Genomic DNA, 15,367 nt, shown 5'->3' on the forward strand with positions numbered 1-15,367 from the left:
ACACCTATGAATACACAACTGTTTACACTCGCACTTTTGGAAATATTATTGTCCCTCATTGTAACAGTCATTATCATTTTTATTTCCTATAAAATGCTAATTCGGCTATTTTTCAACAAAGAGGATATAAGAGGTTCCAATTTGGCTTTCACCATTTTTACCTCCGGGATCGTACTATCCATTGGTATTATTTTAAGTGAAATTTTACCTTCTATTACGAACGTGGTGCGTTTATCGCTCAATCATACCGAGACCATCGACGTGATTACCATCGCCAAATATTCGGGATTTTATCTCTTTATAGGCTTTGTCATGGCAGTATTTATAAACGGAACGGTTTTCTTTCTGTTTTCCATCCTTACTAAGGGAATCAACGAGTACAAGGAAATTAAGAAAAACAATCTCTCGGTGGCGATAATTGTTGTGGCAATATTAATAAGTATCACCCTTATCGTAAAAGACAGCATCGCCTTGCTTATAAGCTCTATGATACCTTATCCCGAAGTAACAAATTATTTGTAAAACCGTTGTAAGGTTTTTATCGTAAATAAGACCAACTAGGTGTTATGTAAACATAGATGTTTTTCATAATTTGGTTGGTTAGTTAGTTAATGTAGAAAGTCCCATTATCGTTTAGATGATGGGGCTTTCGTCTTTAAACAACCTTTATGATATAATAATTCTTCTTTCCCCGCTGCAACAGTACAAATTGTCCGTTGATAAGGTCTGAATCCCCTATCGAATAGCCTTCTTGTACTTTTTCTTTGTTTACTGAAATGGAATTCTCTTTTAAGGCGCGTCTCGCTTCGCCATTCGACTTTAAAAATCCGGTACTTTCGGCCAAAGCTGCTATAATATCGACCCCATTTTTAATTTCCGAAGCTGCAATCTCGGCCTGTGGGACGCCTTCAAATACGTCTAAAAAGGTATTGGCGTCCAGTGTTTTTAAATCTTCGGAAGTAGATTTCCCGAACAATATCTCGGAAGCTTTTATTGCCTTTTCCAATTCTTCTTCGCTGTGTACCGTAGTGGTTACTTCTTCGGCCAAGCGCTTCTGAAGCAACCTAAGATGTGGTGCTTCTTGATGCTCCTTTACCAGAGATTCGATTGTATTCTGGTCTAAAAAAGTAAAGATTTTAATATACTTTTCGGCATCTTCATCGCTGGTATTCAGCCAATACTGGTAAAATTTATAGGGCGAAGTGCGTTCGGCACTAAGCCATACATTGCCACCTTCACTTTTCCCGAATTTACTGCCGTCGCTTTTTGTGATCAACGGACAAGTAAGTGCGTACCCCTTTCCACCACCAATTCTGCGAATCAATTCGGTTCCCGTGGTGATATTTCCCCATTGGTCGCTTCCGCCCATCTGTAGGGTGCAATGATGGTTTTTATACAAGTGCAGAAAGTCGTAGCCCTGTACCAATTGATAGGTAAATTCGGTAAAGGACATCCCTTCGGTATCGTCACCTGTAATTCTGTTTTTTACCGAATCCTTTGCCATCATATAGTTGATGGTAATGTGTTTTCCCACATCGCGAATAAAGCCCAAAAAGGAAAACTCCTTCATCCAGTCGTAATTGTTTACCATCACGGCTTGATTTTCGGCTCCCGATGTAAAATCTAAAAACTGCGACAATTGTGCTCTCACACACTCCTGATTGTGACGCAGCGTTTTTTCATCCAATAAATTTCGTTCACTCGACTTCCCCGAAGGGTCGCCAATCATTCCCGTAGCCCCTCCAACCAAGGCAAAGGGCTTATGACCACAACGCTGATAGAACGCCAGAAGCATGATAGGAACCAGGTTTCCTATGTGTAACGAATCGGCCGTAGGATCGAACCCCACATAGGCAGCGCGCATCTGTTCCATAAGGTGTGCTTCGGTTTCGGGCATCACATCGTGAACCATACCGCGCCATTGTAGCTCTTCAACGAAATTCTTAAGTTTCAAGGTGGTGTATTTAAAGATTTCCGCAAAGATAGGTGGAAGCTTTAAAAGAGGAAAGCGTATTGCAAAAAAGAGTATTTTCGTAGCATGATATTAGTCACCGGCGGTACAGGTTTGGTAGGTTCGCATTTGTTGTATTCCTTGCTGAAAGACAACAATACGGTACGGGCTATCCACCGCAAAGACAGCGATCTGGAAGCCGTAAAAAAAGTCTTTTCCTATTACACTCATGATGCTGAAGTGCTATTTAAAAAAATTGAATGGGTGGAAGCTAATATTTTGGACATTCCCACCCTTACCGAAGCATTTAAAGGAGTTACCCATGTCTATCACGCCGCCGCCTACATTAGCTTTAACCCCAAACACTATCGAAAACTTAAAAAAGCCAATGTAGAAGGCACTGCCAATATTGTAAATCTGTGTTTGGCAAATAGTATAAAGAAATTGTGTTATGTAAGTTCGGTGGCTACATTGGGTGCAGAGCCTAGCGGTTTCTTGATGAACGAAGAATCGGCTTGGAATCCCGAAGACGACAACAGTGTGTATGCCATTACAAAATACGGCGCCGAAATGCAGGTATGGCGAGGAACTCAGGAAGGTCTGAATGCTGTGATTGTAAATCCCGGAGTGGTTTTGGGAGAAGGGTTGTGGGATTCCGGCAGCGGAATTATTTTTAAAAGAGCTTCAAAAAATACAAGCTACTACACTTCGGGAGGTACCGGTATTGTAGATGTTCGCGATGTTGTAAAAGCAATGATCGCCTTAATGAACAGTCCTGTCGTCAACAAGAATTTCGTTCTAGTAGCAAAAAATATTTATTATAAAGAATTGCTTTCAGAATTGGCCGTTCTGTTCAACAAAAATCCTCCTTTCAAACAGCTTTCAAAAAACATACTTACGTTTTTAAGGATTCTCGACGGATTTTCATCCCGCCTTTTTGGCAGCAGACGACATCTCGTAAAATCTACGGTAAGATCGTTGTGTAAAGTTTCATTTTACGACGGTTCAAAAATAGAAGGCGAAGTGGATTTCACGTACACGCCTCACCAAGAAACCTTAAGACGAATTGCAGAAGCTTTTAAAAAGGATGCCTAGTTAGAATCGCTTTGGGCCGGTTCTATCAAGCCTTGCGCAGCCTTAGCGCTGTCTTTCTTAATTGCGGCTTCTATTTTTTCGGTCCCTGCGAGCTGTAAACTGTCCTTCTCAGATTTTAATAGCGTTAACCGGGCTTCAACCTCATCAAAAATTGCGATATAACCGTTAAGGTTCGAAGTATAATAAGCATCGCTTCTGGCAAATTGCAGACTGTCTATTCCGTATTTTGTATAAAGCACCGAATCCAGTTTTATTCCGTTATCGTTAAGCACTTTTAAGTTAATGCTACGCGCTGCATTCATCATATAGGCATCGGTAAAAATGTCCACCATCTTTTCCTTCGGAATTAAATCGTCCGGTTTTTCAGGGCGTTTTACATCCTGACAGGCTCCTAAAAGGAATAACATTATTATGATTACAGAATATCTCATCCTCTGTTAAAAGTTAAACGTTCTCCCTTTCCGGGATTAGGGAACTTTCCGTTTTCGTATACCAAAGCCCCATTTACAAAGGTATGTGTAACTCTCGATTTAAACGTTGTGCCTTCAAAAGGAGACCAGCCGCATTTGTAGGCAATATTCTCTTTGTTTACCGTCCATGGCGAATTAGGATCCAGCAACACCAAATCGGCTTTAAAGCCTCTTTTTATGTAGCCACGTTCCTTAATCTGAAACAAAATGGCAGGATTATGCGCTGTTTTCTGAACAATTTTCTCCACAGTAATACGGCCTCTGTGATGCATTTCAAAAAGTGCTTCCAGAGCGTGTTGTACCAAAGGTCCACCTGAAGGAGCCTTTGTATACACATTGTCCTTTTCCTCCAGCGTGTGTGGCGCGTGATCTGTGGCAATCACATCGATGCGGTCATCGTTAAGTGCCTTCCAAAGACCCTCTCTGTCCTTTTCGGTCTTTACGGCAGGATTCCACTTAATTTTTGTGCCTTTGGTTTTGTAGTCTTCCTCGGTAAACCACAGGTGGTGAATACATACCTCGGCAGTAATTTTCTTTTCTGAAAGCGGTTTTTTATTGCTGAAGAGTTTGGTTTCCTTTTCGGTGGAAAGGTGAAATACATGCAATCTGGCTCCGGTTTTTTTGGCCAGTTCGATTGCTTTTGAAGACGAAATATAGCATGCTTCTTCACTTCGTATTTTGGGATGCATTTCTATGGGAATATCATCTCCGTACTTTTCGATCTGTTTGGCCAGATTTTTTTGAATGGTAGCCTCGTCTTCACAATGTGCCGAGATAAGCAATTTGGTCTTACTGAAGATTTTTTCCAAAACTTTGGGATTGTCTACCAGCATGTTTCCGGTAGAAGATCCTAAAAACAATTTAAGGCCGGCAACCTTGGTTTCGTCCACCTTTAAAATTTCCGAAAGATTGTCGTTCGTCCCGCCGAACATAAAGGAATAATTGGCCCAGGAGGTTTTTTCGGCGATGGCAAACTTGTCTTCCAGTAAGGCAATAGTGGTTGCTTGAGGGACCGTGTTGGGCATTTCGATATACGAAGTAATTCCTCCTGCCACAGCGGCCTTCGATTCGGTTTCGATAGTAGCCTTATGCGTTAGTCCCGGTTCTCTAAAATGTACCTGATCGTCAATCATTCCGGGAAGTAAATACTGTCCGTCCGCATCGATCACTTTGGTATCGGCAGATTTCACACTAATACTTTCAGAAACTTCCGCGATGCGATCGTTTTCAATAAGCACATCCCCACGAAAAATAATTCCTTCGTTTACGATGTTGGCATTTTTAATTAAAATAGGCTTCATTAAATTTCGTACCCTTTAAACAGACTTTTAAACTTCATTTTTATCACTCCGAAGATAGCTTCGGAAATAATCCCCCCGCTCATTTTTGATTCACCTCTGGTTCTATCTGTAAAAACCACGGGTATTTCAGTAATTTTAAATTTGTGCAGGTGCGCCTTAAATTTCATTTCAATCTGAAACGCATACCCTACAAACTGTATTTTCTCAAGATTTATTTTTTCCAATACTGCGCGCTTGTAACACACAAATCCGGCAGTTGTATCGTAAATATTCATTCCTGTGACAAAACGTACATATATTGAAGCCAGCCACGACAACAACACTCTACTCATGGGCCAGTTCACTACATTTACTCCTTTGACATAACGAGAACCAATTGCCAGATCTGCACCCTCTTTAGAACACGTATTGTACAATCTTATTAAATCGTTGGGATTGTGCGAGAAATCGGCGTCCATTTCGAAAACATAGTCGTAATCCCGTGCCAAAGCCCATTTAAATCCTGCAATGTAAGCTGTCCCCAGTCCCATTTTCCCTTTTCTTTCCAGTATATTCAGTCTGTTAGGAAACGTCTCGAACAAATTGGTAACGGCCTGTGCGGTTCCATCCGGCGAGTTATCGTCCACCACAAGAATATCGAACGCTCGCTGTAACGAAAAGATATTGCGAATTAGGCGTTCGATGTTCTCAATTTCATTGTAAGTGGGTATTACCACCACCGCTTTGGACATACTCCCCTTTTTTTTTGGGCAAATGTACCTCTTTTTGAGTAAATAGTATGTGAAAGAAATTCTAATTGAACCCTTTTACGAAACCAATTTTGAAGTACCTTTACCTTAAAATTGGCATGCAATACGTAGAGCGACAGGTTGTATCATTGGACTGGATTACACTTCTTCTGGTTGGATGCGTGGTGTTGCTTGCCATAGCAAAACAAATGTACCCCAAAAGGTTTCAGGAATTTGTAATGCTGCCTATTACCAATAAATATTTTTTGGTCCAGGGGAGAAATGATGAAATTCAGCATCCTTTTAACCTTCTTCTTTTTGTTTGTCAAGTAGTTTCGGTTAGCCTATTTATCTACTTGTGTATTAAGGTTTTCAATCCGGAAATACCAAAAAACAATCCTTGGCTTTTTGTTCAAATTTGTACAGCGTATTTTGTCTTTGTAGGCATAAAATTCGCCATAGAGAAGATAATTGGCTCTATTTTTTCGATTGATGCCCTAATAAACGGCTATTTATATCAGAAATTAAGCTATAGAAACCTTTTTGCGATGGTTTTTTTTGTAGGAAATCTTGTATTTTTTTACACCTATCAACCCTCGCAAACCCTATTGACAATCTTTGTTTTGACGTTATTAGTGCTTAATTGTATTGCGCTGTTTTACAGCTACAAAACAAACGGTACAATAATTTTAAACAATTTCTTTTATTTTATTTTGTATCTTTGCGCACTTGAAATTTCCCCATATATCATCCTCTATAAAGCGCTGGTATAGGATGTAAATTTAAAAAAACTGCTGCTTATGAAAGTGAAAACTATTTTAGTTTCTCAACCTGAACCTAAGGTTGAAAATTCTCCTTATTTCGATTTAATTGAAAAACAAAAAGTAAAGATAGATTTCAGGCCTTTTATTCATGTTGAAGGTGTTTCAGGTAAAGATGTACGTAATCAAAAAGTTGATTTAACAAAGTACACGGCCATCATTTTAAACAGCAGAAACTCTGTCGATCACTTTTTCAGAATTGCAGAAGAACTTCGATTTAAGGTGCCAGATACCATGAAGTATTTTTGTCAGAGTGAAGCCGTGGCGTTTTACCTTCAGAAATATGTAGTGTATAGAAAACGAAAAATCTATGTGGGAAAAAGAACCTTTACCGAACTTTCCCCGCTCATAAAAAAATACAAAAACGAAAAATTCCTACTACCTTCTTCCGATAAGTTAAAGCCTGAAATTCCATCAGTCCTCAACGATTTGGCTGTAGATTGGAAGCAGGCTACTTTCTATAAAACTGTGGTAAGTGACTTGTCCGATTTACGCGATGTGTATTACGATATTTTGGTGTTTTTCAGCCCTAGCGGAATTGAATCCTTACTGCAAAATTTCCCCGATTTCAAACAAAACGAAACCCGTATTGCGGTCTTTGGAAATACTACTGTAAAAGCCGCGACCGAAAGTGGATTGCGAGTAGACATTCAGGCTCCTACGCCCGAAACTCCATCCATGACCATGGCTTTAGAAAAATACATCAAAGAAGTTAACAAGAAATAAATTCTAAAACACTTATACTAAAAAAGGCTCCGCAATGCGGAGCCTTTTTTATGATAAAAAGTTGCTTCTTTATTTTCCATTGGGAGCTCCCGACAAAATTTCGTCGTTGGCAAACTCTTCAAACTTTTTGAAATTGTCTTTAAACGAAGTAGCCAATTCTTGCGCCTGAATATCGTAGGCTTTCTGATTTTTCCAGGTGTCCTTCGGATTTAAAACCTCACTCGGGACATTGGGACAAGTTTGCGGTACCTGCAGACCAAAAATAGGATGCTGCACATATTGTACATCTTCCAGTTGGTTGTTAAGTGCAGCAGTAATCATGGCGCGCGTAAACTTTAACTTCATACGTGATCCAACACCGTAAGGACCACCGGTCCAACCTGTATTTATTAACCAGACATTCACGCCTGCATTTTTCATCTTCTTGCTCAACATCTCCCCGTATTTGGTAGGATGCAACGGCATAAAAGGCGCTCCAAAACAGGCCGAAAAATTAGGCGTGGGCTCGTTTATACCTTCTTCGGTTCCTGCTACCTTGGCGGTATATCCACTAATAAAGTGATAGGCCGCCTGCCCGGGTGTTAACTTAGAAATTGGAGGTAATACCCCAAAGGCATCGGCTGTTAAAAAGAAAATATTTTTAGGATTGTGCCCAATTGAAGGCTCCTGAATGTTGTCTATATGATAAATAGGATAGCTAACACGAGTATTCTGAGTGATGGAGGTGTCGGCGAAATCTACGACTCCATTCTCATCCATGATCACATTTTCCAAAATAGCACCCGGTTTAATGGCGTGATAGATATCGGGTTCGTTTTCTTCTGAAAGGTTTATCACCTTGGCGTAACAACCTCCTTCAAAATTGAAAATGGTATTCTCTGCCGTCCAGCCGTGTTCGTCATCACCAATAAGTCTTCTATCGGGATCGGCCGAAAGCGTTGTTTTCCCTGTTCCCGAAAGTCCGAAGAAAACAGCAGTTTCCCCGTTATCCCCCACATTGGCCGAACAGTGCATCGGCATGGTATTCTTATCGACCGGAAGGATAAAATTAAGCGCAGAAAAAATTCCTTTCTTAATTTCTCCGGTATATCCTGTACCACCAATCAAGGCGATTTTTTTTGTAAAGTTTAGAATGGCAAAATTGTGCTGACGCGTTCCGTCTACTTCAGGATCTGCCATAAATCCGGGTGCATTTACTATCAACCAATCTGCATCAAACTGCTCCAATTCGGTCTCCGTCGGTCGCAAAAACATATTATATGCAAACATGTTAGACCAGGGATATTCGTTTATAACACGAATGCTTAAGCGATGCTCCGCATCGGCGCAGGCGAAACAGTCACGTACATAGACATCCTTTTCAGAAAGATAGTCCGTCACCTTGTCGTATAATGCATCGAACATAGGCGCAGGAAAGGGAATATTTATATTTCCCCACCACACTTTATCACGGGTAATATCGTCTTTAACTATAAATCTGTCCTTGGGTGACCTACCGGTAAACTCGCCGGTATTCACCGCTAATGCCCCGCTGCTTGCTTCTGTCCCCTGTCCTTTCCGTAGTGTTTCGTTATGAAGTTCTTGTGAAGATAATTGATACTTAACTTTTGCATTCTTAATTCCGTATTGATCCAACGAAATTGTTTTTGTAGCTTGGTTTTTATCGACCATAACTTGTTTTAATTGTTCTGGATACAAAAATAGTAAATCCTCCAGAGATAAATTCGTTAAAAAAGTATAATTATCCCTACTTGATTGTTAATAAACCATAGACCAATCGCAACCAACCCAAGATAAACAACAAGCCCCCGATTGGTGTCACCGGACCTAAAAATGTCATCGAAAATGAGAGCACATCTTGTAACGCTAGAAAATAAAGCGAGCCCGAAAACAAAAGAATTCCGAAGCCAAAAAAGCGAAAAACCCATTTTTTGGTGGTCATAGGAATTCCGTTTGCAAATCCTACAATTAGCAGGGCCAAAACATGATACATCTGATATCGAACTCCGGTTTCGAAAGTCTCTAAGGCCTTTGTGTCAATTAATTCCTTCAAACCGTGTGCTCCAAAGGCACCAAGTGCAATAGTCACTGCCGCCAAAACCGATGCGGTTACCACAATTTTTTTATCGATATTTTCCATAAAATACACTTACAATTAGTACTTTCGTCCCTCTGAAATCATTTTATAAAGGTAACAAAAAAGCCACGAATGAGACACATTTTGATTATTGGCGCAGGTCGCTCTGCCACGAGTTTAATTCAGTATTTACTAGACAAATCGGAAGCCGAAGAGCTCTTTATTACCATCGGTGATATCTCCATTGGGAACGCTCAAAAATTTACCGACGGGCACCCCAACTGCCGAGGTATTTTACTGGATGTTTTTAACGAGGCGCAGCGCAGAAAGGCTGTCGATGACAGCGATTTGGTAATTTCAATGCTTCCGGCACGCTTTCATATTGAAGTGGCGAAAGACTGTATCGAATTCGGGAAACATTTGGTTACGGCTTCTTATGTAAGCGATCAAATGCAATTGCTGGATGTAAAGGCAAAGGCTAAAGGTTTGGTTTTTATGAATGAAATAGGGCTCGATCCTGGAATCGACCATATGAGTGCCATGCAGGTGATTGACCGAATTAGAGCTGAAGGCGGAAAAATGTTATTGTTCGAATCGTTTACCGGTGGACTCATTGCCCCGGAAAGTGACGACAATTTGTGGCATTATAAGTTTACTTGGAACCCCCGAAATGTAATTTTGGCAGGACAAGGAGGCGCAGCCGAATTTATTCAGGAAGGGACGTATAAGTACATTCCGTATCATAGATTATTCCGTAGAACAGAATTCCTGGACGTGGAAGGTCACGGCCGATTTGAAGGGTATGCCAATAGAAATTCATTGAAATACCGAAAAATTTACGGACTTGAAAATATTTTAACCCTGTACAGAGGAACCATCCGTCACCTGGGTTTTAGCAAGGCCTGGAATATGTTTGTGCAACTTGGGATGACAGACGATAGTTATATCATTCCCAATTCTGAAAATCTAACCTACAGAGGATTTGTAAACCTCTTCTTGCCGTATTCTCCAACCGATTCTGTAGAGCTGAAAATGCGTCATAATTTGAAAATTGATCAGGACGATTTGATGTGGGGTAAGCTAGAGGAGTTGGATATTTTTAATGCTGAAAAAAAGATAGGCATCAAAGATGCGACGCCTGCACTGGCGCTTCAACGTATTTTAGAAGACAAATGGACGCTTCAGAAGCATGACAAAGACATGATTGTGATGTATCACAAATTCGGCTACGAACTTAATGGTGAAAAGAAACAAATAGACAGCACGATGGTTATTAAAGGGGATGATCAGGTTCAAACCGCTATGGCCAAGACTGTTGGCTTACCGGTTGCAATAGCTGCGTTAAAAATTCTAAATGAAGAAATTACAACTCCGGGAGTTTTGCTTCCTATTGCCAAAGAAGTCTACGAACCCATTCTAAAAGAATTGGAGTCCTTCGGAATCACCTTCAATGAAAAGCATGTTCCGTATATGGGGTACAACCCCAATAACGTTTCAGGATAATAAAAAAGGCCGCTTAAAAGCGGCCTTTTTTTCTTTCAATAAATTATCTTCTTCCGAGGAAAATACTTATAAAGTAGAGTAAGGTCGCCAAAGAGCCCAAAGCTGCCACCACATAGGTTCTTGCGGCCCATTTTAAGGCATCTTTTGCCCCTGCGTGCTCTTCTTTGGTCACCATATTATTGGTTTCCAACCAGACCAAAGCTCTCTTGCTTGCATCAAATTCAACCGGAAGCGTAATAAAAGCAAAAACGGTTGTCATGGCAAAAAGTATAATTCCAACAAGGAAAATAGTATTGCCAATAAGTGATCCCGAAACCGATAAAATCAATCCCGCCATGATCACAAAATTGGAAAGCTTACTTGAGATTCCAACTGCCGGAACAATGGCCGAACGCAATTTTAACCAGCTGTAGGCTGTTGCGTGTTGCACCGCGTGACCACATTCGTGAGCCGCTACTGCAGCTGCTGCCGCGTTGCGTTGTTCGTAAACAGGTTCGCTAAGGTTTACGGTTTTTGTCGCCGGATTGTAATGGTCTGTCAATTGCCCTGCCACCGAAATTACCTGTACATCGGTAATGCCATTGTCGCTTAACATCTTTTCGGCTATCTCTTTTCCACTCATTCCGTTTTGCAAACGAGTTTGAGAATATTTCTTGAATTTACTTTTTAGCTTGTTGCTTACGTACATGCTCACCAAAAAAATAATTCCTGCCAGTATATAATATCCAATCATAATTTTTAAAATTTGTTTAATTTAAGATAGCAAATATCGTGCAAATTTGTTTTCGAGATACGATTCCTGCCTACGCAGGAATTAGCCAACAATATTTACAATCTTTCCGGGCACGATAATTATCTTTTTAGGGGTGCGACCCTCCAAATAATGGGCAGTTTTCTCGTGTGACATCACGGCTGCCTCTATGTCATCTTTGGACAAGTCGAGAGGTAATTCTAACGTAAATCGCATCTTTCCGTTAAAGGAAACAGGGTATTCCTTGGTATTTTCCACCAAATGACTTGCATCAAATTTCGGGAACGCTGCCGTTGAAATACTTTCCCTATGACCCAATTTCTCCCACAACTCTTCCGCAATATGAGGTGCATAGGGTGAAATTAAAATAGCCAAAGGCTCCAAAATGTCTTTGGTAGTACATTTTTGAGTGGTCAACTCGTTTACGGCAATCATAAAAGTGGAAACCGAAGTATTAAAACTGAAGTTTTCAATATCCTCCTGCACCTTTTTAATGGTTTTATGCAGTGTTTTTAGATTGTTCTTGGTGGGTGCTTCGTAGGAGAATCCGAAGCTCTCATCCGGCCCTGTATGGTATAATTTCCACAGTTTTTTCAGAAAACTATGTACGCCTGTAATTCCTGCGGTATTCCATGGTTTTGCTTGTTCCAAAGGCCCTAAAAACATCTCATACATCCGCAGGGTATCGGCCCCATAATCCTTACAAATCGAATCGGGGTTTACTACGTTGTACTTAGACTTGGACATTTTTTCGACCTCACGGGAAACTTTAAAAGTGCCATCGTCTTCTGTAATAAACTCGGCATCCTTATAATCTTCTCTCCAGTTTTTAAAGGCGTTGATATCCAGTTCATTTTGAAGATTTACAAATGAGACATCTGCGTGGATTGGCTGAGTAGCTCTACCCGAAATCTTACTTTTTGAAACAAATACATTCTCACCTTCCAAACGATGCACAAACGCACTCTCCCCCAGAATCATCCCCTGGTTGATCAACTTTTTAAACGGTTCCTCTACAGGAAGAAACCCTCTGTCGAATAAAAACTTTACCCAAAATCTACTGTACAATAAATGTCCGGTAGCATGTTCACTTCCCCCAACGTACAAATCGACGTTTTCCCAATACTCCATTGCTGCTTTCGAAGCCAACGCTTTGGTGTTATGAGGATCCATATAGCGGAACATATAGCAACTGGAACCTGCCCAGCCCGGCATGGTATTGAGTTCTAGAGGGAAAACAGTTTCATTGTCTATCAACTGATTACTTACAACTTTAAACTGTTTGGCATCCCATGCCCAGACATCGGCACGGCCCAAAGGCGGTTCGCCGTCTTCGGTGGGAAGGTATTTTTCTACTTCGGGAAGTGTTAGCGGTAAATGTTTCGCATCGATTAGTTTCGGCAAACCGTTTTTGTAATAAACCGGGAACGGTTCTCCCCAGTAGCGTTGTCTGGAGAAAACTGCATCTCGCAGACGATAGTTTATTTTACCTTCTCCTGCATTCTTGGCTTCCAGAGCTTCGATTGCTTTTTGAGTCGCTTCAGCATAATTTAAACCATTTAAGAAGTCGCTATTCGCAATAATGCTAGTGTCTTTGTCTGAAAAGGCTTCTTCAGAAATATCCACCCCTTCAAAAATATTGGGAATTGGAATATTAAAATGCTTTGCAAAATCGTAATCCCGCTGATCGCCACAGGGAACGCTCATCACCGCTCCTGTTCCATAGCCTGCCAACACATAGTCACCAATCCAGATAGGAATGACTTCTCCGCTAAAAGGATGAATGGCATAGGCTCCGGTAAACACTCCGCTAATAGTTTTTACATCTGCCATACGTTCGCGTTCACTTCGCTTGGCTGTAGCTTCAATGTATTTTGACACTTCAAAACGCTGTTCCATGGTAGTGATTCGGTCTACCAATTCGTGTTCGGGTGCCAGCGTCATAAAACTCACCCCATAAATAGTATCGGGACGGGTGGTGAACACTTCAATGCTTCCGTCGTGATCCTTCAATTTAAAATGTACCGAAGCGCCTTTTGACCGACCAATCCAGTTGGTTTGTGAATCCTTTAATGGTTGTGGCCAGTCTATGGTATCGAGTCCGTCGAGCAAACGTTGGGCATAGGCAGTAATTCGCATACTCCACTGCATCATCCGCTTGCGAATTACCGGAAATCCGCCACGCTCTGAAACCCCGTTTACAATCTCATCGTTTGCAAGAACGGTTCCCAGTTGAGGACACCAATTCACTTCGGTTTCAGCCAGGTAGGTAAGACGGTATTTTAGCAGTATTTTTTCCTTGCGTTCTTCTGAAAAGGAATTCCATTCGTCTGCCGAAAATTCGGTGGTATTGGTTTCACATTCGGCGTTAATTCTGGCATTTCCTTCTTCAGAAAACAATTTCACCAATTCGGAAATTGGCATGGCCTTTTCGTATTTTTTACAATACCAGCTTTCGAAAAGCTGCATAAAAATCCATTGGGTCCACTTGTAATAATGCGGATCGGAAGTACGTACTTCCCGGCTCCAATCGAAAGAAAACCCTATTTTATCGAGTTGCTCGCGATATCGGGCTATGTTTTCATCGGTGGTTTTGCGGGGATGCTGCCCTGTTTGAATGGCGTATTGTTCGGCCGGGAGTCCGAAAGAATCATACCCCTGAGGATGTAATACATTAAAGCCTTTGTGACGTTTGTATCGCGCATAAATATCACTGGCAATATAGCCCAGTGGATGTCCCACATGCAAACCGGCGCCCGAAGGATACGGAAACATGTCTAAGACATAGTATTTGGGCTTGTCGCTTTTATTTTCAGCATTAAAAGTTTGGTTTTCAGCCCAATACTTTTGCCATTTGGCCTCTATATCGTTAAAATGATATTTGCTCATTTGCTTTATTTCTAGGAATATCCGCTTTCTTTCAGGAAGGAGCAAATTTACGTCTATTGTACGAAAGACAAAAGTTTAAACGTTACATAGTTGCAGATGTAAAAATCATTGTATTTTTACACCACCAATCCTTTAATTTATGGCATCTCCTTTCGAAAAATATCAAAAACGCAGACTTATTTCTTCCTATTTTTCGGTAGTAATAAGTATATCTCTTGTGCTTTTTTTATTGGGCTTATTGGGTCTTTTGGTTTTGAACACCAAGAAGGTAGCAGATCATTTCAAAGAAAAAATAGCCCTAACCGTCTATTTAAAGGATAGCGCCAAAGAAGTTGAAATAACACAGCTAAAACAAAGTTTGGCACTGGCCGAGTATACTAAATCTGCCGAATTTATTTCAAAAGAACAGGCCGCCGAAGAGCACACCGCGACCATTGGGGAGAATTTTATGGAGTTTTTGGGGTACAATCCGCTGCAAAACAGCATCGATGTTCACCTTTTGGCAGACTATGTCTCCCCCGAAAAACTCGAAGAAATCACCAACGAGATTATGACCAAAAGCTTTGTGGACGAAGTGGTGTACGACAAACCCCTCATTGCTTTGCTCAACGAAAATGTAAAGAAAATAAGTCTGTGGATATTGATTATAAGCGGCCTTTTCACTTTTATTGCAGTATTGCTGATTAACAGTTCCATTCGTCTTTCGGTATACGCGAAGCGATTTACCATTAAAACCATGCAGATGGTGGGCGCTACCAAACAGTTTATTAGACGCCCTTTTATTTGGAACAGTGTACGCCTTGGCATGCTGGGAGCTGTTTTGGCGATGATTGGAATGGGAACTGTGTTGTTTTACCTCAACAGGAGTTTCCCTGAACTGCAATTACTCGACGATCAATTGTTATTGGTTGTGCTGTTTTTATTTATTTTCCTGATGGGATTTTTTATTACCTGGATCAGTACATTTTTTGCCACACAACGTTTCCTGAACTTGCGAACCGATGAATTGTACTACTAGAAACTATTGTGTAAAAATGGTATCTTGCGCCTTGAAA

14 protein-coding genes are annotated in these 15,367 nt (G+C 40.9%); 6 read left to right on the plus strand and 8 right to left on the minus strand.

Annotated elements, in window-relative coordinates:
* The first annotated feature begins 6 nt into the window (after positions 1-6).
* Positions 7-522: a DUF350 domain-containing protein gene (locus ATE92_RS03930; RefSeq protein ID WP_100802456.1), complete on the plus strand. Its 516-nt coding sequence runs from the start codon at positions 7-9 to the stop codon at positions 520-522.
* A gap of 133 nt (positions 523-655) precedes the next feature.
* Here the strand turns inward: ATE92_RS03930 and tyrS are convergent, their stop codons facing one another.
* The gene (gene tyrS, locus ATE92_RS03935) at positions 656-1,954 is read right to left on the minus strand and encodes a tyrosine--tRNA ligase (protein WP_100802457.1); all 1,299 of its coding nucleotides are present in this window, start codon (positions 1,952-1,954) and stop codon (positions 656-658) included.
* Positions 1,955-2,038: 84 nt separating this feature from the next.
* Here tyrS and ATE92_RS03940 point away from each other — a divergent pair, with 84 nt between their 5' ends.
* A complete protein-coding gene (locus ATE92_RS03940; protein WP_100802458.1) occupies positions 2,039-3,046 on the plus strand; it encodes an NAD-dependent epimerase/dehydratase family protein in 1,008 nt (335 codons plus the stop codon).
* Here the strand turns inward: ATE92_RS03940 and ATE92_RS03945 are convergent.
* The 3 genes from ATE92_RS03945 to ATE92_RS03955 are packed head-to-tail and all read right to left on the minus strand — an operon-like array spanning position 3,043 to position 5,548.
* Positions 3,043-3,453 carry a DUF4296 domain-containing protein gene (locus tag ATE92_RS03945; protein ID WP_157809551.1) on the minus strand — a complete coding sequence of 137 codons (411 nt, stop codon included), beginning with the start codon at positions 3,451-3,453 and terminating at the stop codon, positions 3,043-3,045. The two genes, ATE92_RS03940 and ATE92_RS03945, sit on opposite strands and share 4 nt — an antisense overlap.
* Positions 3,454-3,473: 20 nt before the next feature.
* Positions 3,474-4,817 (minus strand): dihydroorotase, encoded by a 1,344-nt coding sequence (locus ATE92_RS03950; RefSeq protein ID WP_100802460.1) that lies wholly within the window; start codon positions 4,815-4,817, stop codon positions 3,474-3,476.
* Complete coding sequence (locus ATE92_RS03955; protein ID WP_100802461.1) at positions 4,817-5,548, minus strand: polyprenol monophosphomannose synthase; 732 nt, start codon at positions 5,546-5,548, stop codon at positions 4,817-4,819. The genes ATE92_RS03950 and ATE92_RS03955 overlap by 1 nt, the downstream gene beginning before the upstream one ends.
* Positions 5,549-5,637: 89 nt before the next feature.
* Here ATE92_RS03955 and ATE92_RS03960 point away from each other — a divergent pair, with 89 nt between their 5' ends.
* Together ATE92_RS03960 and ATE92_RS03965 are read left to right on the plus strand one after the other, a co-directional pair.
* The gene (locus ATE92_RS03960) at positions 5,638-6,318 is read left to right on the plus strand and encodes a DUF4271 domain-containing protein (protein ID WP_157809552.1); all 681 of its coding nucleotides are present in this window, start codon (positions 5,638-5,640) and stop codon (positions 6,316-6,318) included.
* Positions 6,319-6,345: 27 nt separating this feature from the next.
* On the plus strand, positions 6,346-7,092 hold the full coding sequence (locus tag ATE92_RS03965; RefSeq protein WP_100802463.1) for a uroporphyrinogen-III synthase: 747 nt from the start codon (positions 6,346-6,348) through the stop codon (positions 7,090-7,092).
* Positions 7,093-7,161: 69 nt separating this feature from the next.
* Here the strand turns inward: ATE92_RS03965 and pckA are convergent, their stop codons facing one another.
* The gene (pckA, locus tag ATE92_RS03970) at positions 7,162-8,763 is read right to left on the minus strand and encodes a phosphoenolpyruvate carboxykinase (ATP) (protein WP_100802464.1); all 1,602 of its coding nucleotides are present in this window, start codon (positions 8,761-8,763) and stop codon (positions 7,162-7,164) included.
* A 76-nt stretch (positions 8,764-8,839) separates the two neighbouring features.
* Positions 8,840-9,232 carry a DUF423 domain-containing protein gene (locus tag ATE92_RS03975; RefSeq protein ID WP_100802465.1) on the minus strand — a complete coding sequence of 131 codons (393 nt, stop codon included), beginning with the start codon at positions 9,230-9,232 and terminating at the stop codon, positions 8,840-8,842.
* Between the two features lie 69 nt (positions 9,233-9,301).
* On the opposite strand from ATE92_RS03975, the gene ATE92_RS03980 reads away from it, so the two are divergent.
* Positions 9,302-10,672 (plus strand): saccharopine dehydrogenase family protein, encoded by a 1,371-nt coding sequence (locus ATE92_RS03980; RefSeq protein WP_100802466.1) that lies wholly within the window; start codon positions 9,302-9,304, stop codon positions 10,670-10,672.
* A gap of 43 nt (positions 10,673-10,715) precedes the next feature.
* Here the strand turns inward: ATE92_RS03980 and ATE92_RS03985 are convergent, their stop codons facing one another.
* Positions 10,716-11,405, minus strand: coding sequence for a zinc metallopeptidase (locus ATE92_RS03985; RefSeq protein WP_100802467.1), 690 nt, complete (start codon positions 11,403-11,405; stop codon positions 10,716-10,718).
* 81 nt (positions 11,406-11,486) lie between these two features.
* Complete coding sequence (leuS, locus tag ATE92_RS03990) at positions 11,487-14,312, minus strand: leucine--tRNA ligase (protein ID WP_100804350.1); 2,826 nt, start codon at positions 14,310-14,312, stop codon at positions 11,487-11,489.
* Positions 14,313-14,451: 139 nt separating this feature from the next.
* On the opposite strand from leuS, the gene ATE92_RS03995 reads away from it, so the two are divergent.
* Positions 14,452-15,330 (plus strand): ABC transporter permease, encoded by an 879-nt coding sequence (locus ATE92_RS03995; protein WP_100802468.1) that lies wholly within the window; start codon positions 14,452-14,454, stop codon positions 15,328-15,330.
* The last annotated feature ends 37 nt before the right edge of the window (positions 15,331-15,367 follow it).

Source organism: Ulvibacter sp. MAR_2010_11 (genome assembly GCF_002813135.1).
Taxonomy (GTDB): Bacteria; Bacteroidota; Bacteroidia; order Flavobacteriales; family Flavobacteriaceae; genus Altibacter.

Excerpts from the sequence above, each read along its gene's own strand:
- ATE92_RS03950 (WP_100802460.1), bottom strand. The coding sequence starts at position 4,817 with ATGAAGCCTATTTTAATTAAAAATGCCAACATCGTAAACGAAGGAATT.
- ATE92_RS03955 (WP_100802461.1), bottom strand. The coding sequence starts at position 5,548 with ATGTCCAAAGCGGTGGTGGTAATACCCACTTACAATGAAATTGAGAAC.
- ATE92_RS03975 (WP_100802465.1), bottom strand. The coding sequence starts at position 9,232 with ATGGAAAATATCGATAAAAAAATTGTGGTAACCGCATCGGTTTTGGCG.
- ATE92_RS03980 (WP_100802466.1), top strand. The coding sequence starts at position 9,302 with ATGAGACACATTTTGATTATTGGCGCAGGTCGCTCTGCCACGAGTTTA.
- ATE92_RS03945 (WP_157809551.1), bottom strand. The coding sequence starts at position 3,453 with ATGTTATTCCTTTTAGGAGCCTGTCAGGATGTAAAACGCCCTGAAAAA.
- ATE92_RS03995 (WP_100802468.1), top strand. The coding sequence starts at position 14,452 with ATGGCATCTCCTTTCGAAAAATATCAAAAACGCAGACTTATTTCTTCC.
- ATE92_RS03985 (WP_100802467.1), bottom strand. The coding sequence starts at position 11,405 with ATGATTGGATATTATATACTGGCAGGAATTATTTTTTTGGTGAGCATG.
- ATE92_RS03965 (WP_100802463.1), top strand. The coding sequence starts at position 6,346 with ATGAAAGTGAAAACTATTTTAGTTTCTCAACCTGAACCTAAGGTTGAA.
- leuS (WP_100804350.1), bottom strand. The coding sequence starts at position 14,312 with ATGAGCAAATATCATTTTAACGATATAGAGGCCAAATGGCAAAAGTAT.
- pckA (WP_100802464.1), bottom strand. The coding sequence starts at position 8,763 with ATGGTCGATAAAAACCAAGCTACAAAAACAATTTCGTTGGATCAATAC.
- ATE92_RS03940 (WP_100802458.1), top strand. The coding sequence starts at position 2,039 with ATGATATTAGTCACCGGCGGTACAGGTTTGGTAGGTTCGCATTTGTTG.
- ATE92_RS03930 (WP_100802456.1), top strand. The coding sequence starts at position 7 with ATGAATACACAACTGTTTACACTCGCACTTTTGGAAATATTATTGTCC.